Below are 22,674 nucleotides of genomic sequence, written 5' to 3' on the forward strand. Positions count from 1 at the left end.
GATGAAAAAATTACTATTATTTACTTCTTTACTTTTTTTTATAGCTGTAAACACAAATGCTCAAGACAAGGTTTGGGATTTTGGAAATGACACCACCAATTGGCCGGAAGATCCCAGTGGCGAATCTGAAAATGTTGTTAGAGACAATCTAGGTTTATATCCAGGTGATGAGATTACCAATTTAGGTGTTATAGAATCGAGTCCTAAAACTTGGGAAGATGGTTATGTTGGTGAGAACAGGTTTAAACTTAATGGAGGCGGTAGTATTGATCCCACCAATGATGAATTTATGCCTGAACAAAGGTTCGTATATTTTGCAGTTGATGGTGATGTAACTATAGATATTTGGTTTAGAACAGGAGGTTCTGGAACGCGTACCTTGTATATCACCGACGGAAGCGCTATTGTTGGCGAGCTAAGTGCAGATAATACAGATCCTATTAAGTTATCGGCTAGTTATACAGGAGGTCCAACTAACCTTTATATTTTCGGAAGCAATTCTTGTAACTTATACAAAATTGAAGTAACCGGCAATATAGGCACTACGACTACACTAGATAGTACAAATGATCCAGACGTGGTTTGGGATTTTGGAAACGACACCACTAATTGGCCGGAAGATCCCGATGGTGAGTCTGAAAATATTGTAAGGGATAATCTTGGGTTATATCCTGGCGATGAAATCTCAAACTTCGCTGTAATAGAATCGAGTCCTAAAACTTGGGAAGATGGTTATGTTGGTGAGAACAGATTTAAACTTAATGGAGGCGGTAGTATCGACCCTACCAATGATGAATTTATGCCTGAACAAAGGTTCGTATATTTTGCTGTTAATGGTGATGCAACAATAGATATTTGGTTTAGAACAGGAGGTTCCGGAACCCGTACTTTGTATATCACTGACGGAAGTGCCATTGTTGGCGAGCTAAGTGCAGATAATACAGATCCTATTAAGTTATCGGCTAGTTATACAGGTGGACCAACCAACCTTTATATTTTCGGAAGCAATTCTTGTAACTTATATAAAATTGAAGTAACCGGTGACGTAGGAACTACTTCTACTCTAGGTATAGAAAAATACAACAACGCAATTAGCACCAATATTAAAGCGGCAGGAGATAGAATTTACATTACCGATGTTCAAGACAAAACAGAGGTAAATATCTACGACTTAACCGGCAGGTCAATAAAATCTTTTACTACTCAACAAGAAATAGATTTTAATTTCAGAAGTGGGTTATGGATAGCCACCCTTAAAAATTCTAAAGGACAAAAGTCTACCAAATTACTAGTAAAATAATTTACCTAACAATGTAATCGATTACAATTTATTATAAAACCAAGAACGTATTGTTCTTGGTTTTTTATCATATAGCTATTCTAAAAAGTTTAAGAAAAATCAAAATTTACTATCTTGCCGATAAAGCAAACCACAACTTTAATGAGATATTTTTTTCTATTAGCAACTTTTTTTATCACTATTCTTTCTTCGGCACAGATGCTCTCTAACAAACAGGGAAAATATACTAGAGCAGATACGCTACGAGGTTCATTAAGACCTGAAAGAAGTAATTATGATGTACTTAAATATGATTTGTTTGTCAAAGTAAATCCAGCTGAAAAACATATTTCCGGAGTTAACAAAATCACTTTTAAAGCTTTGAAAAGACTACCGGTTATGCAACTCGATCTTTTTGAAAATATGCAAATAGACTCGATTACTTTAAGAGGAAAAAAATTAAAATACAGAAGAGAATATAATGCTGTTTTTATTGAATTTGAAAAACCTATTAACCGCAAAAGAGAAAGAACACTCTATTTTTATTACTCGGGATACCCCATTATAGCGAATAATCCACCTTGGGACGGAGGCTTTATTTTCACAAAAGACCAGAACGGAAAAGACTGGGTAAGTGTAGCCGTTCAAGGAACTGGTGCTAGTCTTTGGTATCCCAACAAAGATCACCTAAGTGATGAACCGGAAGAAGCCGAAATACATATTACCACTCCCCAAGGCCTAGTAGGGGTTTCTAACGGAAGGTTAATTGGAAAAGAAAAAATTGATAATGACTATATTCAGTGGAACTGGAAGGTCGTCAATCCTATTAATAATTACAATATCATTTTAGATATAGGCGATTACGTTCATTTTTCAGATCAATATAAAGACCTAGATTTAGAATATTATGTGCTTTCCTACAATTTAGAAAAAGCCAAAAAATCTTTTCAAGAAGTCATCCCAATGATGGATTGCTTTTACGAAAAAATTGGACCTTATCCTTTTCCTGAAGATTCTTACAAACTAGTAGAAACTCCATTTTTAGGAATGGAGCATCAAAGCGCTGTAGCTTACGGAAATGGTTTTAATTACGGTTATATGGGAAGGGATTTATCTGCTACCGGCGTAGGTTTAAACTGGGATTATATTATTATCCACGAATCGGGTCACGAATGGTTTGGCAACAGCATCACAGCAAAAGACATTGCCGATATGTGGATTCACGAATCGTTCACTTCTTATACCGAAGCGATTTATATTGAATGCCGATGGGGATTAGAGAAATCGCTCACCTACCTCAACGGCCTTAGAAAAACGATGGTTGGTAATCAAACTCCTATTATTGGTGATTACGGAGTTAATGCTGAAGGTTCTGGCGATATGTATTTTAAAGGAGCGAATATGATAAACACCCTTCGCTTTATGATTAATGATGATGAAAAATGGTGGAATATCCTAAATAAGTTTACTTCAGAATTTAAACATTCACAAACCGATACGGAAGCGGTGATTGCATTTTTTGAGAAGGAAACAGGGTTAGAATTAGAGTCTTTTTTTAATCAATACTTAAGATACACCCAACTTCCCCATCTTGAATTTAAGAATGAAAACGGTAACCTCTTTTACCGATGGAAAACGGATGTAGAAAATTTCAATATGCCTGTAGAATTACTGGCTAATAATAAAGAAATAAGAATTGAGCCGACTAATTCTTGGCAGAAACTAGATGATAAATTGAATACAGATAATTTAAAAATTAATTTCAGAAAGTTTTATATCACTAGCAACCTGCAAGATGTATTATAAAAAAACACAACACGCTTATATTTTATATATAATTTCAATAATTATACTAGCTATTCAATGGTCTATTTATTTTATTAAACTTGATAGAATAGGTAAAGTTTCCATTAGCCTATATGTAATATTGAGTATTGTATTTATAAGTGTTTGTCTTGTTTTTGGAAGGCTAACGATAAACATGAATGAAGACGAAATTTCTGCTTCGTTCGGATTGAAATTTTTAGTACAAAAAATGAAAATAAAAGAGATAGACCCTGAATCTATTGAGGTTTTGAAACCTTCCCTGCTCTACGGAATTGGATTAAGGCTTACTCCAAAAGGGACACTTTACAATACTAAACCCGGCAAAGCGATTAGAATAAAATCGAAGGATGGAAAGAAAACCTTTTTTGTAGGAACCAGCGATGCTGAAATTTTAAAAGAAAAAATTATAGAGCAGCTAAGTTAACCTCGCTTTTAAAGTGCGTATACGGTCAACTTTTCCGGTATGGGTTTCTTCAAATTTTTCCACAAAATAGATTTTCTTCGGCTTTTCGAACTTTTCCAGTTTTTTGGAATTTTTTATCTCCTCTGTTAAATGTTGTAAAACCTCTTCATTAAATTCTGCTTCTATAAATAAAATAAGTCTATCCCCCAAGGCATCATCCGGTAATGAAGTAACAAAAAACCGCTGAAGAATAATGGTTTGCAACTTGTTTTCAACTTGTTCTGGATGAATTTTAACTCCTCCACTATTAATTACATGGTCAATTCGTCCCTTCCAGAAAAATTTTTTATACGTAACGAGTTCTACCACATCGTTGGTCACAATTATTTCTTCTGAAACCATCGGTGCTTTAATCACCAAACAGTTCCTATCGTCTTGAGAAACACTTATATTATTTAAAACTTTAAAAGGAAGTGCTTTTTTTCTACTCTTTTTTGAATTAATCCTTCTGGCTGCGATATGAGTGACCGTTTCTGTCATTCCATAGGTTTCGTAAATCTTGGTTGGAATACCTTGCACCAATCTTTTTAAATGAACGGAAACCGCCCCACCACCAACAATTAATTTTTGGATTAAATGAAGTCTTGCTAATGAATTATCAAGTTGAAAGGGGGTCATCGCGCAAAAATCAAAACGCTTATATACTTGATCTAAAGGATTGGATTTTGGAGGAACACTTTCCAAATGCCACCCCAAAACCATAGCTCTCACTAACATCATTTTACCAGCAATATAAGTAGCCGGCAAACATAACAAAGCAGTAGTTTCTTCTGGTAGCTTAAAGAATTTGGCAGTAGCTTTGGCGCTATTCACCATATATTCTTTTTTAATCTGGATAATTTTTGGAGTTCCTGTAGATCCGGACGTTTTTACTTCTACATAATCTTTTTCATCATCCAACCATTCAAGGATAAACTCCCCGATTTGCTCTTCGTAAGGTTCTCCTTCATTAATATACAAAGTGGCTAGCTGAACAAGTCCCGTTTCATTCAATTTGTTTTTATTAAATTGAAAGTTTTCGTGAAGACGCGGAGCAAAATCTGTGGTAAATTCAGTCATAACCAAATATGGTATTTCAACTATAAATTAGCATTACTAAAATAACAAGTTAATTTTAAATGTATGTAAAATCACTCACTTATCGGTTGTGGTTCTTTTATTTCACCCGTTAATTTATCTTTCCAGTTTTTCCATTTATATACCTTCGCAAAAATGATGAGGAAAATAGGAAAAATTATAAATACCGGTAAAACCACTTGTAAACCTGTAGAAGGCTCAGAAATATCTTTTAAAATAGATTCGGTTTGGAAAACAGTCCAATCTGCAGTCACCAAAAGCGCTGCGATTAAATTATTAGCCGCATGAAAACCAAGGGCAAGCTCCATACCTTCATCCATTAAAGTAATTATTCCAAGAAACAATCCTGTCCCTATATAATAGATCATTACAATGTTCCCTAGCTTAGTCACTTCAGGATTAAAAAAATGAAGCCCACCAAATATCAGTGAAGTTAGTAATAACGGAAACCATCTATTTTTAGCCAAAGTTCCAAATCCTTGCATAAGGTAGCCCCTAAAAATATATTCTTCGACACTGGTTTGTATGGGAACCATAATTACGGCGATCACACAAAGAATAGCAAAAGGCACAGGCTTAAAGTTAATCACATAACTTTCAGGATTTGTATAATAATCGTAATAAGTACTGGCAACCACGAAAATTGCCATTAAAGTAAATGAAAACAAAATTCGTTTCCAATCTACTTTTTTTCTACTCGTGGTTAATTTTTTAAAAGGCTGTTTGTGCAGAAATTTTATAACAAGAACGATTCCAGCCATAGCAAAAACAAAGGACAGCAATAACAAGAATAAATTCAAATTCGGCTCTAGGGTGGTCATCATTTGTTTCTCAGAAACTCCTCCTGATTGAAGTTTCTTTAATCCTAATTCTGCAAACACAGCAATCATAAAAGGAATTTGACCAATAAATGAAGCGATAATAACTATTAAAGAACCTATCAGGTATCGCCAAAAATCGTGATAATACTTAAAAGCTTGCGCTATAAACATGCTATAAAATTGAGTTTAAATCCCAAGTTTCTTGAGATTGATAAGTTAATTTTTCTCCTTTTACCGCCAACGGACTTTGAATATTATTGGTATACAGACTCCCTGTTCCCAACCCTTGTGGCATTTGGGTTTGCTTAGTGTAAGTAAATTGTGCAATAGCATTTAACCCCACATTACTTTCTAAGGCGCTGGTAATCCACCAACCAACATCGTATTTTTCAGCTAAATCTATCCAATCTTGAGTACCTTTAAACCCACCGATTAAACTTGGTTTTAAAATGATGTATTGAGGCTGTATAGTTTGTATTAGTTTTTCTTTTTTAGTTACAGAAAATACACCAATTAATTCTTCATCTAAGGCAATGGGAAGTGGTGTTTCTTTACAAAGTTTCGTCATTTCTTGATATTGACCTTGCTTAATAGGTTGCTCAATACTATGCAAATCTAATTCACTTAAACGCTGAAGTTTGTCTAAAGCTTCTTCAGGTGCAAAAGCTCCATTAGCATCTACTCTTAATTCTATTTCTTCTGCTGAGTATTTTTTTCGGATAGATTTTAGTAAGGCTATTTCTTTTTCAAAATCTATTGCTCCAATTTTTAGTTTAATACAAGAAAAGCCTTGTTCTAATTTCTGTTGAATTTGTTCTAGCATAAATGCTTCTTCTCCCATCCAAATTAATCCATTAATGGGAATACTAGCTTTTCCTTCTGTAAATGCGGAAGGGAATAATTCAAATGGATTTTCTGCTTCAAAAGATTGTAAAGCCATTTCTAATCCAAATTGAATAGAAGGAAACTCCATAAGCTGTTCTAACAATTCTTCTTTTGGTAGATGAATGTTTTCACAAACCCATTTTAATTTTTCTTCATAATCGGGTCGGTCGTCAATACTAAGCGTTCGTAGAATCCCGCATTCACCTATTCCATATTTATCTTTCTCTTTTATAATTAAAAACCAGGTTTCTTTGGTTGTAAGAACGCCCCGCGATGTTCCGCTGGGGCGTTTAAAATTTAAGATATACTTTTTATAAGTTGCTTTCATTAAACTTCTATGCTCTCTCCTATTGCTAATAAATGAAGTTCTTTATTCTTCATTTTAAATTTATCTTTGGCTAATTTATGATCTATTTCAATAAAACCAAAAGTATCATAATGACAACCTAAAATTTTATCACATTTAATAAAATCACTGGCTACAATAGCATCATCTACATCCATTGTAAAGTTATCACCTATAGGCAAAACAGCTAAATCTAATTGAGTGCGCATTGGGATAAGCTTCATATCCATGGTTAGTGCAGTATCACCGGCAATGTAAAGATTCCCTTCTTCAGTTTCTAAAACAAAACCTCCCGGTTGGCCTCCATAACTTCCATCAGGGAAAGAACTACTATGGTGTGCTACCACATATTTTACTTTCCCAAAATCAAACTTCCAACTTCCACCGTGATTCATGGGATGCACCTCAAAACCTTTCTCCTCGTAGTGAGCAGCTATTTCTGCATTACTTACAATTTTTGCTCCGGTGTTTTTAGCAATCGCTTCAGTATCTAAAATATGATCTTGATGGGCGTGGGTTAAGAAAATATAGTCTGCTTTTAAATCTTTAATATCGACTTTGTCTTTGGCAAGATCACTTCCTGTAATAAATGGATCAACAATGATATGTTTTCCTGCTACTTCTATAGCTAATGAATTTTGCCCGTAAAAGGTAACTTTCATAATTATTCAGTTTTTAGTTTATTTTCTGAAAATTAATAAAATTAGAACCTTTTCTAAACATCTTCACATATAAATAACATATTAATTTATATGCAAAAGTAATCAAGAAATTACTTAAAAATTATATTTCTTTAATGGTAAAAGCTAACCCCCTTATAAGAAAGGAGGCTAGTTATTTTTTTTAAAATGAAGTCGTTAAGTTTAGCGTTAAACCTGTATTTTCAGGAACAAATCGGCAAACTCCACCAACACAAATCAATCCTCCTCTTTGTCGTCCATAATTTAACGCTACACGGGTTCTCCCTTGCGTATAGCTTCCCCCTACATTATAGTAATGGATTTCACCCTCACCTCCATAATTCCAAGAATCTGCTGCATAAAGTCCGAAACTAGAAGAAAAATTATATTCCAATACCGATGCTGCCCAGTTTTTACGGTCTTGTTCTGTCCATAAATGCTGAAGTTCCAATCGTACAGATTTACCATTACCTAACCTATAAGTATGTTCAGCTACAGCGATATTAGCTTTAATATCTTTTACACCTAATGGACTACCATCTGTAATACCTTTATCTATTCTTGTATTGGTATAATAATAGATTCCACTTAATTCTTTATTCCATCTTTTCTTAATCTCCAAGGTTGCCTCTCTAAAATATCGAGGACCTCCAGAGCCTATAAATTTTGAAGAATAACTATCTGTATCCACATCAAACTCTGCATCTAGACCTCCCCAATAAGCAAAATTTGCTGAAAGTTTGGTTCCATATTTTCCACCAAGCGCAGTTTCCTTTTTGATGGTATAATAAATATCGAGTTGCCCTCCCATTTCTCCTGCTTGCTGAGTATCTAACATTAATAATCGAGGTTGCGGATTATAAACATAGATGTTAGAAAGCAGATAATCATGTTGTTTTGTTAGTGCGGGAACATAGTTTATTCTTTGGCGGTTAAACTGATTCCCTTCTGCTAACCTATCAGCAAAAAAGCTAAAATTTTCTAATCTTCTTAAGGTTGAACTTATTCCCAATCCGCTTTTAGCATAACCTAAGGTTAATAAAAGTGCGTTACCCTTATATAGATTTGCATTATTGGTAATTTGTCCTTCATTAGCTAAAACATCAGGTTCTTTATAAACCCCTTCAAAATTAGCGTAGAAGTTTTTATAAAACAAGTCTACTCTTCCTGCGTAAGCGTTAACAGTAGTAGGGATTTTTGCTATACCATTATTATCTTGATAACGGGAAACATAACTTCCCCCTAAATCAACGAAAAGATCTTTTACACTTAGAAGTTGACCTAAATCTAGACTGGTATCAACACCTTGTATAACTCCATCAGAAGTTTCAAAACCAACACGCTGCTCTCCATAAACACCGGTTACATTCCAAAAATCTGTAAAATCATATTTAACACGAACTCCCTTTAAAGCCGTATTTATACCTAATTGTCGGTTTTCCCAAGCTCTTAATATAAGTCCACTCCCAAATTGTTCGTAAAAATATCCTGCTGTAATATCTAAAGATTTATCGGTAAAATTAACATAGTAATTAGCGATTTGATTACCTTCCAAAACGGGATCGTAACCCAGCATAGGTCTAGGCAGGTATGATTCATATTGAAGTCCGGCTTTAAACTTCCCCTGTTCATAATTGAGTAAAAAGTAATTATTCGATCTAAATTGATCTTTTGGAGCAGTAAAACCTAAATCTTGATCATCTTGTAACCATTGAGAATTAGACTCAAAACCTCCATAAAAATTACCTAAATCTTGTGCAAAAGCTTGTACACCTAAACTAATAAAAGCTAGTGAAATTAAAGTTCTTAATGATTTCATTAAAATTATCTATTTTTAATTAGAGAATTGCTTAATCATATCGTACAATTCTTCCTCTGCTCCAGGAGAATAACCTGAATGCCTATATAAAATTTTATTGTCTTTCACTAATAAAGTTAAAGGTACAGAGGCTGCACCAACTAGGCGCTTAAAATCATTATTTGTATCTAGCAGAACATTATAATCCCAACCTTTACCACTTACAAGAGGACGTACTCTTTTTACTGTTCTAGCATCATCTACAGAAATAGCATAGAGTTCTATTCCCGTTTCATCTTGCCAATCTACATAGACGTCATTAATTGCATCTAATTCTTTTAAACAAGGTACACACCATGTAGCCCACAGGGATATTACCACTAATTTATCTTCAGAAATATCGTGTGTATTTATTTCTTTTCCATTAATAGTTTCTATATCTACAGAAGGAATATTCTCTTGCGCTTCTACAGTCGAAATAGCACAAAAAATACTGAATATGAATACTAATTTTCTCATTGGTGAAATTAAAATTTGTTAATGAAATTTAAAATTTTTACAATATTATAACATTTTATCTAAACACCAACACTTACTTGGATTTTCCTACCTTTATAAGCAAAACACCAAACATTTTCTTGTAAATTTTATGAAAATTAAGTTAATTTAATTTATATTAAGTCATATATTTGCCAAAATCACAAAACCCTAAACTAAAACTTTTATAAAATGAATAAAAAAATACTACTATTAAGTATCGCTTTTCTTCTTGTTATATTTGGAGCAAAAGCACAAATTTTTTCAGAAGATTTTGAATCCGGATCAGATGGCTGGACGTTTGTAGATAATGATGATGACGGGTATAATTGGGATGTTGCCAATGCATCTGGCTTAAGTCCTATTCTTGGCACAGGATCTTTAGTTTCTTGGTCATATATTGATAATGTAGGTGCTTTAACACCAGATAATTTAGCAATTTCACCATCAATCGAATTATCTAGTTCTTTAAACAATACTTTCTTAAAATTCACTTATATTACTCAACCGAGTTATCCAGCTGAGAAGTATAGTATTTATGTAACGAATTCAAATTCTGTTTCTGATATAGTTAATTCAACTCCTGTATATACAGAAACAGTAGAGACAGGAGGAACATTAGTTGAAAGAGTAATCGACCTTTCTGACCATATTGGAGAAACTGTATATATAACTTTCAGACACTATGACTGTGAAGATGAATATTATTTAGTACTTGATAATATTATTTTAGAAGAATTAGAAAATGATAATGCTCAACTATTATCCATTAATACCGATGAAACAATAGCTAGTGGAGATCAAGAAATCAAAGGAACTATAAAAAATACAGGTGCTCAAGACATTACATCATTAGAGATTAACTGGCAAGTAGATAGCGGCACAACCTATACCGATGTTATTGATGGTCTTAATGTTGGCTTGAACGAATCTTATAATTTCACACACCCTAATCAATGGAACGCCACTTCTGGTAACCATCAATTAAGTTTATGGGTTTCTGAAGTAAATGGCACACCTATAGAAGAAAACGAAAATAGCTCACTAACTAAATCAATAGAGGTTGCTACAGGCTCAACTACAAAAACACCTATCTTTGAACGTTTTACCAGTGCAACTTGTGGCCCTTGCGCACAATTTAACAACAATTCCTTTACTGCCTTTAACGAAGAAAGACAAGATGATTATGTATATATTGCTTATCATATGAATTACCCAGGTAGTGGCGATCCATATTACCAACCTGAAGCAGCAGTTAAACATAATTATTACGAAATTAATGGTATCCCATCTTTATTCCTTGACGGCAAAGAATTTACACTATCAGGAACATATGCAGGAATAACAGAACGTTTAAATGATGAACTTGATGCAGAAATGGCAAGTGATGCTTTCTTTGAATTCACTACATCAAATGCTACCATAGAAAATAATATGGTAACTTTAAACTTAGACATTTTACCATATGTAAATGGTGAATATAATATCTATGCTGCAGTAATAGAAAAAGAAACTACTGGTAATGCTGTTCCTACATCAAATGGAGGGAATGGAGAAACAGAATTTCCATCAGTAATGATGAAAATGATCACCAACCCTAATGGAGAGTTAGTTAATTTTACAGCAAACAGCTCTTTCCAAGATACCTTTACTGCCGATTTAAGTAATACATATATTGAGGAATACAGTGATTTAGAAGTTATTGCTTTTATACAAAATCCAAGCAATAAAAAAATAATGCAAGCTATTACAGCTTCAACCACTTTATCTTCAGATAATTTTACTAAAGAAAATAATATAACTATATTCCCAAACCCATCTAAAAATGGATACATAAATATTGATTTGCTACAATCAGGTGAAGCCAAAATTTATGATTTATCAGGAAGATTAGTTATTAAAAATGTTAAATTATCATCTGGCACAAACAGAATCAACACAAGTAATTTATCTTCTGGGGTTTATCTAGTAGAAATTAATTCAAATAATAAATTATTAAATCAAAAAATTATTATTGAATAATAAATAAAAAATCTTAAAGAAATTATATAATACACAATGAAACATTTTTTTAAACTTACAACAATCGTATCATTGTTATTTGTAGGAAGCCTTCAGGCACAAATGACTATTTTAGATGAGGAGGGAAATCTTATTGAAGACGGAACACAATTTAGTTTTCAAACTACAGATGAAAATCCTGCCAAATTACATTTTTATATAAAAAATGAATTTTCAAATCAAATAGAGGTAAAAGCTAAAATCACTGAAATGATAGCATCTGACGGTACAAATGTTCAATTCTGTATGGGTGAATGTCTATTCAGTATTTCTGAGGGTACAGAAGTTCCTGAAAACGGTACATTTACTGTAGAAGCAAACTCTACCACTTCTGGTCCAGGAACATATTTTTGGAATCGTGATGATTCCAATAATGTTATAACTTATAGATTTAAAATTTATCAAGTAGATGGTCTAGGTAACGAAACTGGAGAGCCTACTAACATTAATTATGTTTATGATCCAAATTTGTCTACAGATAAAAATTCTTTAAGTTCAACAAAAATATACCCTACAGTAGCATCAAGTATTATCAATATAAACTTGAAAGAAAATGCGACTGCAGAAATATTTAATTTACAAGGTAAGTTAGTTCAAACATTACAATTGAAAGAATCCTTATCAAGTATAGATGTTTCAACTTTTTCTTCTGGAATTTATTTAATTAAATTAAAAGGAGAGTCTAACTATACGGCTACCAAAAAGTTCGTTAAAAAGTAATAATATAACATTCAAAAATGTCTATTTCAATATTTTAACTTATATTGAAATAGACATTTATTTTTTATAACAGCTATGAAAAAAAAATTTATTTATCTTATTGTATTTATTGGTTTAATCTTTAGCTCTTGTAGTTCCGATTATGATTACAGTACAGATATTGATACCAATGAAATAAGTTTTGTTACTTTAACAACTAATGAAGAAGACAAGCGTATTTTCGGAAATGAAGAAACGGTTACTTTTCATCTAATTAATGATTCAAATAATAGTGATGTTAGTGATGCCGCTACTTTTTACATTGATGGAGAAAGTATTCTTGGAAACGAATTCATTTTTGAAGAAACAGGAACTTACACTATTAGCGCAAATATAAATGACATCCAAAGCAATTCCTTAGAAATTGAAATTGTAGGTTCAAACTATGTTATTGTAGATTCCCCTAAAGTTCTAAAAGGACAAACGATTAACTTTAAGTCTTATAGCGTAAATGGAAGTGATATTACTTTAGAAAGTACATTTATTGTGAATAACACTCCTATTTCAGGAAGTGAATTTCAAAATAATCAAACTGGAATGTACAATGTAAAAGCTCTATACCAAGGAAGCAATTCGAACACCGCTAATTTCAAAATTTTCTCACTCAAAAACAAAGTAGTATTAGAAGATTATACAGGAGATTGGTGCGGTTGGTGCCCAAGAGTTCTATTAGTTGTAGATGAAGTAAAAGAGGTAACAGACGATGTTGTTGTTTTAGCTATCCATAAAAATGATGTAATGGAATCCTCTCAAGCAGATGCACTTATAGATGCATTTAATGTAGGTGCAAGCTTACCCAAACTTAGAGCGAACAGAACAGAAAATATTAATGTAATACAAGATAGCCAAATACCTAATGCGGTACAAAACATAACTTCACAAGCAGGCATAGAAATCTCTGTTGGCTTGGCAATAAATACAAAACTAAACGGAAATAACTTAAATGTTGAAGTTCAGATTTTATCTGAAGAGAATTTACCAAGTAACTATAGGTTAGCGGTTTACCTATATCAAGACAATCTTGTTTTTCCACAAACCAATTATTACAATGATATTGAAGGGAGCAAATGGTATCAGCAAGGAGAACATATAGAAGACTTCGTACATAATCACGTACTGGAGACTTCTTTAACAAACAACATCTTAGGTGATGAAATCCCTACTGTATCTTCCTATACTGTTTCAAGTAAAAATTTTGGAAGTATTGATTTATCCGGTTACGCACATTATGAAAACGGAAATACATTTGATCCTAATAATTTTGGAGTTGCTGTATTTTTAGTAGATGAAAACAATACTGCTATCAATGCACAAGCAGTAAAAGCAGGAGAAAGTATAGATTTTGATGAATAATTAATCAAAACAAAAAATACTAGCAGAAAAAGCCGTGATTTTATCGCGGCTTTTTTTATATAACAGCCCCAACCAAAAACAAGATGGAAAATAAAAAAGTACTTAAAGCTACTTTTTTAAGCTCAGGATCTAATTGCTGTGGAACTTTATTTCTAGCTACTATTTGTAAATGAACAAACAAAGGAATAAAAGCTATTAAGCTAATCGCTAATATATATTTCTCTGTATAAAATATAAATTCTACAGCAGTAAAAAAAGCAATTAAAATCAACGCAGAATGATATTTTTTAGCCTTTTCACCTCCCATTTTCACAACTAGTGTATTCTTTCCTGATTTTGCATCACTAAGCCGATCACGCATATTGTTTAAATTAAGTACTGCTGTACTCAGTAATCCTACAGAAATCGCCGGAAGAAACACGGAAAAACTTATATAGTGATGATATAGAAAAAAACTTCCCACCACACTTAGTAATCCGAAAAACAAGAAAACGAAAACATCACCCAATCCACGGTAACCATAAGCAGACTTTCCAACGGTGTATTTTATAGCCGCTCCAATCGAGGCTAAGCCCAAAATAAAAAACACCACGGAAAATAAAAAATCCTCTTTACCAAAAGCAGTATAAATTAAACTCAAAGCGAAACCCATCGTAATTACAGAAGTAATAACCATCGCTTTTTTCATTTCCTTATCCGTAATGATTCCACTTTGTAGCGCACGCATAGGCCCTATTCGTTCCTCATTATCGGTTCCTTTTATACCATCACCATAATCATTGGCAAAATTAGAGAGTATTTGTAAACCCAAAGTGGTACAAATGGCCAATATAAAAATATCCCAAGCAAAAAAACCGTATAAAATGGCTAAAGCAGTACCGGTAATAATTCCTGCTACTGAAAGTGGCAATGTTCTTAATCTAGCAGCGCTTACCCATGTTTTAAATTTTGTACTCATCTAATGTCCAGAAGCTTTTATCAATAATTCTTTAAACAAATCTGAAGTCAACGCTGAATTCGCCCCTACTCCTTTCCCTTTAGCATCTAACTCCCGAAGTTTTGCTATAATACCACTCACTTCTTTCATCTTGTAATTTCTTGCTGCTACCGAATAATCTTTTACAAAAAACGGATTCACGCCTAAAGTTTTTGCTACATTTCCCTTATCTAAATTACTTAAACTGTGGTATTTTAAAATTTTGGTAAAGTAACTGTAAAGAATAGCCGTAGTTTGCAATACAGGATGCTCCTTCGGGTTTTGAGAAAAGTAATCAATAATCCTGAAAGCTTTTTTAAAATCTTTTTCTCCCAGTGCTTTTTGCAACTCAAAATTATTGAAGTCTTTACTTATCCCTATATTTTCTTCAATAAGTTCTGGGGTAATTTGCGAGCCTTCCGGTAATATTAACTGAAGTTTTTCCAACTCATTGTTAATTTTAGCTAAATCAGTTCCTAAAAACTCAACTAACAACAAAGAAGCCTTTGGGGTAATGGTATATTTTTTTCCTCGCAGTACTTTGCTAATCCATTCCGGCACTTGATTATCATAAAGTTTTTTGCTTTCAAAAATCTCACTTCCGTTTGCTTTAATAGCTTTATATAGCTTTTTACGCTTATCTATTTTTTTGTATTTGTAACAAACTACCAATATGGTGGAAGGTTGAGGATGCTCTGCATAACTTGCCAATTTCTCGATAGTTCGGGATAAATCTTGCGCTTCTTTTACAATAAGCAATTGATATTTAGCCATCATCGGGAAACGTTTTGCAGAAGCTACAATATCTTCTATACTCACATCCCTTCCGTACAAAACTGACTGATTAAAGCCTTTTTCTTCTTCTGTAAGCAAATGATCTTCAAAATAACCAGCCAGACTATCTATGTAATAAGGCTCCTCACCCATTAAAAAATAGATAGGTTTAACCTCGCCATTTTTTATATCTCCTACAATTTTCTTTACTTGCTCCATAAAAGCTTAATGCCGTAAGTAGTAATTTATAAATGATAAAACTTAACTTTCCGTCCTATCAATTTCGCTTCAAAAATAGCGAAAATAAAATGGCTATTTTCGATGAAATCCGAAAAAAATTCATCATTCTCACCCCAGAAGAATGGGTTAGGCAACACACTATTCAATTTTTAATTCAACAAAAAAAATACCCTAAACAGCTTTTAAATGCAGAAAAGCAACTCAAAGTAAATGGATTAACAAGACGTTACGATATTGTGGCCTACAATCCTGATGGAAGTATTAATTTAATAGTTGAATGTAAAGCTCCTTCGATAAAAATTACCCAAAACGCTTTCGATCAGATTGCACGCTATAACCTGTCGCTAAAAGCAGAACAATTAATGGTTACCAACGGATTGAACCATTATTTTTGCAACTTAGATTACGAAGCGGAAAAATATCATTTCCTGCGGGATTTATCAACTTATTCTATTTAATTTGCAGCCGTGGAAATCGCAGTCGTCATCTTAAATTGGAACGGTAAAAAGTTACTGAAAACTTTTTTACCTTCGGTAGTTAAATATTCTCAAGGAGCTCAGGTTTATGTGGCCGATAATGCTTCTCAAGATGATTCTATAGCTTATGTGGAAGAAAATTTTCCACAACTAAAAATTATTCAACTTCAAGAAAACGGCGGTTATTCTAAAGGATACAACCAAGCCCTTCAGCAACTAAAAGAAGATATTTTCATTCTGTTGAATAATGATGTTGAAGTAACAGAAAACTGGTTAGCCCCTATTCTATCAAAATTTAAAAATTCAGCAGAAACAGCTATTGTTCAACCTAAAATATTAAGCTATCAACATAAAAACCATTTTGATTATGCCGGTGCTAGCGGAGGTTTTTTAGATAGTTTAGGCTATCCTTATTGCAGAGGAAGGCTTTTCAATGAATTGGAAGAAGATCAAGAACAATATGATAATCCTATAAAAATTAGTTGGGCCAGCGGAGCTTGTTTAGCAATTAGAAAGCCCATTTTTTTTGAAACCGGAATGCTAGATGAAGATTATTTTGCACATCAAGAAGAAATAGACCTTTGTTGGCGAGCCTCAAGGTTAGGCTATGAGATTTGGGTAATCCCGGAAAGTAAAATCTATCATTTAGGCGGAGGAACTTTACATGCGATGCATCCACAAAAAACTTTTTTAAACTTCAGGAACAGTTTATTTAACTTAGTAAAAAACCTTCCTGGCACGAAAGCTTTCCTATTTGTTTTTATTAGAATGGTATTAGATGCCATTGCTGGTATTAAATTTCTTGCCGAAAGAAAACCAAAGCATTTCATAGCAATTTTAAAAGCTCACAAAAGCTTTTATCTTAATTTACCAAAAATGCTTAAAAAAAGGAAGGGCAATTATAATAATCAAAAATATGCCTCGTTGACATCTATCGTATGGCAATATTTCATTTTAAAAAGAAGAAAATATACCGATTTATAGCCTCCTAAGCTAAATAATTGTTAATGACCAACCAACCCCAAGCATTTTTAATAATTTTGAATCAATAAATAATTTTTAAAATAACTATGATGAATCGAGTTTTTTTATTATCTGTCTTATCAGTTCTTATGCTCACCTCTTGCGTTTCTAAAAAGAAATACGCAGAATTAGAAGAAAAACAAAAAGAAACTCAGGATCAGCTAAATACAGCTACCATAAAACTGAATTCTTGTTTAGAAGATAAGAAAACAAAAGTATCTTATTTAGAAGACCAAGTTGAAACTTTAAAGAAAACCAATAATGCTCTTTTAACCAATCAAGGAGATTTAGCTACCTTATCAAAAAAAGGTGCTGAAAACTTAGAAAGGTCGTTGGAAAGCATTAAAGAAAAAGACCTTCAAATTAAAACCATGCGTGACGCTATCAATAAAAAAGATTCTGTCACCTTAGCTTTAGTTACTAGTTTAAAAGGTGCTCTAGGAAATATCAACGATGAAGATATTGAAGTTAGCGTTGAAAAAGGTGTTGTATTCGTTTCAATTTCTGATAAATTACTATTTAGAAGTGGAAGCTACCAAGTTTCTAACCGTGCAAGAGAAGTTTTAGGTAAAGTTGCTAAAGTTGTAAAAGACAAAAAAGACTTTGAATTTATGGTAGAAGGCCATACCGATACCGACCCAATTAAAACTGAATGTATTCAAGATAACTGGGATTTAAGTACCAAAAGAGCTACTGCTATTGTAAGAATTTTACAAAATGATTTTGATGTAGATCCTAAACGTATGACAGCAGCTGGTAGAGGTGAATACGTTCCCGTGGCTTCTAATGATTCTGCTGAAGGAAAAGCAGCCAACCGAAGAACAAGAATTGTAGTTCTTCCTAAACTAGATCAATTCTTCGGAATGATTGAAGATGGTATGAAAAAAGCTTCTAAATAATTAATATAGAACTTATAGATATCGAAAAAGCTACTCAAATTGAGTAGCTTTTTTTATGTTTTAAAGTAAGGTTCATATTGTAAAACCCGAAAATCTAGCGTATTCATATCAGGATTTTTCTGCTTTAGATACTTGTAATACTGCATACTTCCTACAGCTCTATTGGCCGCTCCCGATGGTGCTGTTAAAGATACCGTTGTGATTACCCTACCTTCTAAAGTAAACTGATGAATTCTTGGAACCTCATCACTTATCCTTTCTAGCTGAATTTCTTTTTTTCCACGAATATGCTTTCTAAAGAAATATTCAGGTCCATTTTTACTGTTTCCTCCTGTAAACAATAGAGTATCTACAGAAGGATTTTCTTTTAGAATATGAATCATATTGCGAAGTTTGACATCTTTCATCCCCAAATCTGAAGCATCTATTTTCTCACGCATCGCATACTCTACCATATCACAAATCCCAATTTGATGATGCTTCAAAAAATCTTTTCGTTGTTGAATGGCTTCTTCTGTCGTTTTAAATTTTAGATTCAAGTTAAAAATTCTATTAAGAATAACCCACAATTGTCCATCACGACTTCCGTAGCAAAAATCTACATCACCCTCTTTAAATTCTCGCATCGTAAAACGTGGTGGAGGCAATGTACCAACGATTAGCTTTTTAGTTCCTTCAGGAATATAAGGGGAATAGGGATGAAAATGTTTAAACAAAGTGGTTGATTTTTATTTTGAATATAAAAAAACCTTCCAAAACTGGAAGGTTTAAGTATGTAAATTTATTAGGATAGATTTTCATTAACCGTCACGCTGAAACAGTTTAACTACGTTGAAGCTATCGTATCCGCACGAGATGACAGATTGATTACTCCAACTCAACTACTAAATCGTCACTAAACACCATATCACCGGCTTTTAAGTGAATCTTTTTCACTTCACCTTCGCCATTAGAAGTAATCGTAGTTCCCATTTTCATAGCTTCAATAACGAATAGTGGTTGATTTTTAGAGACTTTATCACCTTCTTTCACCATAATTTCAGATAGCGAGCCTTGTAATGGCGCTGCTACTTGTTTAGGATCAGATTTATCGGCTTTTACATGTTCAACCTTCTCAACTTTAATCGATTTATCTTGAACCTGAATGTTTCGTGTTTGTCCGTTTACTTTAAAGAAAACGGTCACCATTCCGGCAGCATCCGGCTTGGTCGTTGAAATTAGCGTAATCAACAATGTTTTCCCTCGATCTAATTCTACAATAATCTCTTCTCCCGGTTTCATCCCATAGAAGAAATTTTTGGTAGGTATATTCATTACCTTACCGTATTTAACGTAGTGATCATAAAGATCGGTGAAAACTTTTGGATATAATTTATACGAAAGAAAATCAGTCATATCCCATTCACGATCCATTCCTTCGCTAAACTTCTCTTTAAATTCCGCAAATTCTTTTTCAAACTCTACCGGCTCTAAATGTGCATTAGGTCGGTCTGTATAGGGCTTCTCTCCTCTTAAAATGATATCCTGAACTTTTTTAGGGAAACCGCCAACCGGCTGACCTAAATCTCCTTTAAAGAAATTCTTAACCGATTCTGGAAACGATAAGGTTTCTCCTTTTTCAAAGAAATCTTCAATGGTTAAATTATTACTCACTAAATACTGAGCCATATCTCCCACCACTTTACTACTTGGTGTTACTTTAATTACATTACCAAACAGCTCATTGACTTTACCATACATATCGGTAATTTCATTGAAACGGTCTTTTAAACCAAGTGATTCTGCCTGTGGCACTAAATTAGAATATTGGCCACCTGGAATTTCATGTTGATACACTTCTCCCGTTCCGGCTTTTAAACCAGACTCAAATGGGTAATAGTATTCTCGAACGCTCGTCCAATAGTTAGAATAAGCATTTAGCTTATCCATATCCATTTTGTTTTCTCGCTCGTGATTCTTCATAGCCTCTACCATAGAATTGAAGTTGGGCTGAGAAGTTAACCCAGACATTCCTGCCAAGGCTACATCAATCACATCAACTCCGGCTTCTATAGCTTTGATATAAGTAGCAGACTGAATGGAAGAAGTATCGTGCGTATGTAAATGGATAGGAAGTGAAACTTCACTTTTTAAGGCTGAAATTAATTCTGAAGCAGCATAAGGTTTTAATAAACCAGCCATATCTTTAATGGCTAAAATGTGTGCTCCTGCATTTTCTAAATCTTTCGCTAACTGTACATAATAGTCCAGATTATATTTATTGTCTTTAGGTTGAAGGATATCTCCAGTGTAACACATGGAAGCTTCCGCAATACCTTGTGTATTTTTACGGACGTGTTCGATACTTGGTGCTAAGGATTGCATCCAGTTTTGAGAATCGAAAATTCTAAAAATATCAACTCCATTTTCCCAAGCTTCAGCTACAAATTTTTCAATTAAATTATCGGGATAAGCCGTATATCCCACCCCATTTGAACCACGGAGCAACATTTGAAATAAAATATTTGGTATGGCTTTTCTTAGTAATTTTAAGCGTTCCCAAGGATTTTCTTTTAAGAAACGCATACACACATCGAAAGTTGCACCACCCCAAACTTCCATACTAAATACTTCCGGATGATTTTTCGCAAAACCTTCAGCAACTTTCATCATATCAAAAGTTCGCATTCGGGTTGCCAACAAACTTTGGTGTGCGTCACGCAAGGTTGTATCGGTAAAGTGAATTTTCTTTTCAGCCTTTAGCCACTTAGCAAATTCTTCCGGACCTTTTTCGGTTAACAGGTCTTTAGTTCCCTTTGGATATCCATCTTTATGTTCGAATTTTGGAATTTTTGGGGTGACCAATTTTTTATTAGGATCGGTAAACTTCACATCTTCATTTCCGTTGACGATCACATTCCCCAAGAAATTTACCATTTTGGTAGCACGGTTTCTTGGCTCTTTTATTTCAAAAAGTTTCGGTGTATTTTTAATGTAATTAACAGTTACCTTTCCGCTTCTAAAGGTTTCGTCTTTTAGAATATTATCTAAAAATGCCATATTGGTTTTTACACCACGCACTCTAAATTCTGCTAAAGCACGACGCATTTTTCGGCAAGCTCCGTCTAAAGTTCTGCTGTTTGCTGTAACTTTCACTAACATCGAATCGAAGAACGGTGAAATACTCACCCCTTGATACACACTACCAGCATCTAAGCGAATCCCAAAACCGGAAGCACTTCTATAAGTCGTGATGGTTCCGTAATCGGGTTTAAAATCATTTTGTGGGTCTTCTGTAGTGATTCGGCATTGTACCGCATAACCTTGCGTAGAAAGCTTCTCTTGACTTTCAATTTTAATTTGTTCATCGGAAAGCTTGTAACCTCCGGCAATAAAGATTTGAGACTTCACTACATCTATACCGGTGACAACTTCAGTAACTGTATGTTCTACCTGTACACGAGGATTTACTTCAATAAAGTAAATACTTCCGTCATCATCTACTAAAAATTCTACTGTACCCGCATTATTATAATCAACTGCTTTACAAATAGACAAAGCGTATTCATACAATTTATTTTTGGTCTCTTCTTTTAAATGATAAGAAGGAGCCACTTCAATCACTTTTTGATAACGACGTTGAACGGAACAATCCCTTTCAAAAAGATGTACCATATTTCCATGGTTATCAGCGATGATTTGAATTTCTATATGTTTTGGGTTCTCTACGAACTTTTCAATAAAAACCGTATCATCACCAAAAGCATTTCCTGCTTCACGCTTAGACTCAGGGAAAGCTTTTCGTAATTCATCTTCCGTTCTAATTACGCGCATTCCGCGACCTCCTCCACCGGAAGCAGCTTTTAACATCACCGGATAACCAATTTCTTTAGCTTCCTCTAGCGCAATATCAACATGGGTAAGTTCCTTTTTATTGCTTTGAATGATAGGAACATTATTTTTTACAGCAACTTCTTTAGCGGTGACTTTGTCTCCTAAAGATTTTAAAACCGAAACTTTAGGACCTATAAAAATAATCCCATTATATTCACAAGCTTGCGCAAATTTTGAATTCTCAGAAAGAAAACCATACCCGGGGTGGATGGCATCGATATCATTTTCTTTAGCAATCTCGATAATTTTATCAATATCCAAGTAAGGCTTTAAAGGTTCGCTATCATCACCAATTTGATAAGCTTCATCGGCTTTGTAACGATGTAACGAATAACGGTCTTCAAAAGTATAAATACCTACGGTACGAATACCTATTTCTGTACATGCACGAAAGATTCTAATAGCTATTTCACCACGATTGGCAACGAGAACTTTATTTATTTTCATTTGAAAAGATTGGTTTATTATAATTGATAAATAACCTGAACTTATATATAAGATCCAGACTGGGTAATATCGCTAAATTT

General features: G+C 33.6%; 19 protein-coding genes. 9 read left to right on the plus strand and 10 right to left on the minus strand.

Going from position 1 to position 22,674, the window contains the following annotated elements:
* Position 1: 1 nt before the first annotated feature.
* From FVB9532_RS06585 to FVB9532_RS06595, 3 genes are all read left to right on the plus strand, one after another.
* Positions 2 to 1,300, plus strand: coding sequence for a T9SS type A sorting domain-containing protein (locus FVB9532_RS06585; protein ID WP_194716500.1), 1,299 nt, complete (start codon positions 2 to 4; stop codon positions 1,298 to 1,300).
* A 141-nt stretch (positions 1,301 to 1,441) separates the two neighbouring features.
* A complete protein-coding gene (locus tag FVB9532_RS06590; protein WP_150544412.1) occupies positions 1,442 to 3,085 on the plus strand; it encodes a M1 family metallopeptidase in 1,644 nt (547 codons plus the stop codon).
* 175 nt (positions 3,086 to 3,260) lie between these two features.
* Positions 3,261 to 3,530: a hypothetical protein gene (locus tag FVB9532_RS06595; protein WP_150544413.1), complete on the plus strand. Its 270-nt coding sequence runs from the start codon at positions 3,261 to 3,263 to the stop codon at positions 3,528 to 3,530.
* Here the strand turns inward: FVB9532_RS06595 and FVB9532_RS06600 are convergent.
* From FVB9532_RS06600 to FVB9532_RS06625, 6 genes are all read right to left on the minus strand, one after another.
* Positions 3,522 to 4,628 (minus strand): AMP-binding protein, encoded by a 1,107-nt coding sequence (locus FVB9532_RS06600; protein ID WP_150544414.1) that lies wholly within the window; start codon positions 4,626 to 4,628, stop codon positions 3,522 to 3,524. The two genes, FVB9532_RS06595 and FVB9532_RS06600, sit on opposite strands and share 9 nt — an antisense overlap.
* A gap of 71 nt (positions 4,629 to 4,699) precedes the next feature.
* Positions 4,700 to 5,638, minus strand: coding sequence for a CPBP family intramembrane glutamic endopeptidase (locus FVB9532_RS06605; protein WP_150544415.1), 939 nt, complete (start codon positions 5,636 to 5,638; stop codon positions 4,700 to 4,702).
* A 1-nt stretch (position 5,639) separates the two neighbouring features.
* On the minus strand, positions 5,640 to 6,680 hold the full coding sequence (locus FVB9532_RS06610) for an o-succinylbenzoate synthase (RefSeq protein ID WP_150544416.1): 1,041 nt from the start codon (positions 6,678 to 6,680) through the stop codon (positions 5,640 to 5,642).
* On the minus strand, positions 6,680 to 7,360 hold the full coding sequence (locus FVB9532_RS06615) for a metal-dependent hydrolase (protein ID WP_150544417.1): 681 nt from the start codon (positions 7,358 to 7,360) through the stop codon (positions 6,680 to 6,682). The genes FVB9532_RS06610 and FVB9532_RS06615 overlap by 1 nt, the downstream gene beginning before the upstream one ends.
* Before the next feature lie 181 nt (positions 7,361 to 7,541).
* Positions 7,542 to 9,197: a DUF6029 family protein gene (locus FVB9532_RS06620; protein ID WP_150544418.1), complete on the minus strand. Its 1,656-nt coding sequence runs from the start codon at positions 9,195 to 9,197 to the stop codon at positions 7,542 to 7,544.
* A gap of 15 nt (positions 9,198 to 9,212) precedes the next feature.
* On the minus strand, positions 9,213 to 9,695 hold the full coding sequence (locus FVB9532_RS06625; RefSeq protein WP_150544419.1) for a TlpA family protein disulfide reductase: 483 nt from the start codon (positions 9,693 to 9,695) through the stop codon (positions 9,213 to 9,215).
* A 210-nt stretch (positions 9,696 to 9,905) separates the two neighbouring features.
* On the opposite strand from FVB9532_RS06625, the gene FVB9532_RS06630 reads away from it, so the two are divergent.
* From FVB9532_RS06630 to FVB9532_RS06640, 3 genes are all read left to right on the plus strand, one after another.
* Positions 9,906 to 11,735 carry a T9SS-dependent choice-of-anchor J family protein gene (locus tag FVB9532_RS06630; protein ID WP_150544420.1) on the plus strand — a complete coding sequence of 610 codons (1,830 nt, stop codon included), beginning with the start codon at positions 9,906 to 9,908 and terminating at the stop codon, positions 11,733 to 11,735.
* A gap of 36 nt (positions 11,736 to 11,771) precedes the next feature.
* Positions 11,772 to 12,494: a T9SS type A sorting domain-containing protein gene (locus FVB9532_RS06635; protein ID WP_150544421.1), complete on the plus strand. Its 723-nt coding sequence runs from the start codon at positions 11,772 to 11,774 to the stop codon at positions 12,492 to 12,494.
* A gap of 75 nt (positions 12,495 to 12,569) precedes the next feature.
* On the plus strand, positions 12,570 to 13,886 hold the full coding sequence (locus FVB9532_RS06640) for an Omp28-related outer membrane protein (RefSeq protein WP_150544422.1): 1,317 nt from the start codon (positions 12,570 to 12,572) through the stop codon (positions 13,884 to 13,886).
* A 55-nt stretch (positions 13,887 to 13,941) separates the two neighbouring features.
* Here the strand turns inward: FVB9532_RS06640 and menA are convergent, their stop codons facing one another.
* Both menA and holA read right to left on the minus strand, forming a co-directional pair.
* Positions 13,942 to 14,844 carry a 1,4-dihydroxy-2-naphthoate octaprenyltransferase gene (menA, locus tag FVB9532_RS06645; protein WP_150544423.1) on the minus strand — a complete coding sequence of 301 codons (903 nt, stop codon included), beginning with the start codon at positions 14,842 to 14,844 and terminating at the stop codon, positions 13,942 to 13,944.
* A complete protein-coding gene (holA, locus tag FVB9532_RS06650) occupies positions 14,845 to 15,855 on the minus strand; it encodes a DNA polymerase III subunit delta (RefSeq protein ID WP_150544424.1) in 1,011 nt (336 codons plus the stop codon).
* A 32-nt stretch (positions 15,856 to 15,887) separates the two neighbouring features.
* On the opposite strand from holA, the gene FVB9532_RS06655 reads away from it, so the two are divergent.
* From FVB9532_RS06655 to FVB9532_RS06665, 3 genes are all read left to right on the plus strand, one after another.
* Positions 15,888 to 16,334 (plus strand): type I restriction enzyme HsdR N-terminal domain-containing protein, encoded by a 447-nt coding sequence (locus tag FVB9532_RS06655; protein WP_150544425.1) that lies wholly within the window; start codon positions 15,888 to 15,890, stop codon positions 16,332 to 16,334.
* Between the two features lie 9 nt (positions 16,335 to 16,343).
* The gene (locus tag FVB9532_RS06660) at positions 16,344 to 17,336 is read left to right on the plus strand and encodes a glycosyltransferase family 2 protein (protein WP_150544426.1); all 993 of its coding nucleotides are present in this window, start codon (positions 16,344 to 16,346) and stop codon (positions 17,334 to 17,336) included.
* Positions 17,337 to 17,425: 89 nt separating this feature from the next.
* Entirely contained in the window at positions 17,426 to 18,274 is an 849-nt protein-coding gene (locus FVB9532_RS06665) for an OmpA/MotB family protein (protein WP_150544498.1), read from the plus strand.
* A gap of 53 nt (positions 18,275 to 18,327) precedes the next feature.
* On the opposite strand, the gene FVB9532_RS06670 is transcribed toward FVB9532_RS06665, so the two are convergent.
* Both FVB9532_RS06670 and FVB9532_RS06675 read right to left on the minus strand, forming a co-directional pair.
* Complete coding sequence (locus tag FVB9532_RS06670) at positions 18,328 to 18,990, minus strand: uracil-DNA glycosylase family protein (RefSeq protein WP_150544427.1); 663 nt, start codon at positions 18,988 to 18,990, stop codon at positions 18,328 to 18,330.
* A 151-nt stretch (positions 18,991 to 19,141) separates the two neighbouring features.
* Entirely contained in the window at positions 19,142 to 22,594 is a 3,453-nt protein-coding gene (locus FVB9532_RS06675) for a pyruvate carboxylase (protein WP_150544428.1), read from the minus strand.
* Between the last annotated feature and the right edge of the window lie 80 nt (positions 22,595 to 22,674).

Origin of the sequence: Mesonia oceanica, from assembly GCF_902499555.1 — a bacterium.
In the GTDB taxonomy this organism is placed as follows: Bacteria; Bacteroidota; Bacteroidia; order Flavobacteriales; family Flavobacteriaceae; genus Mesonia; species Mesonia oceanica.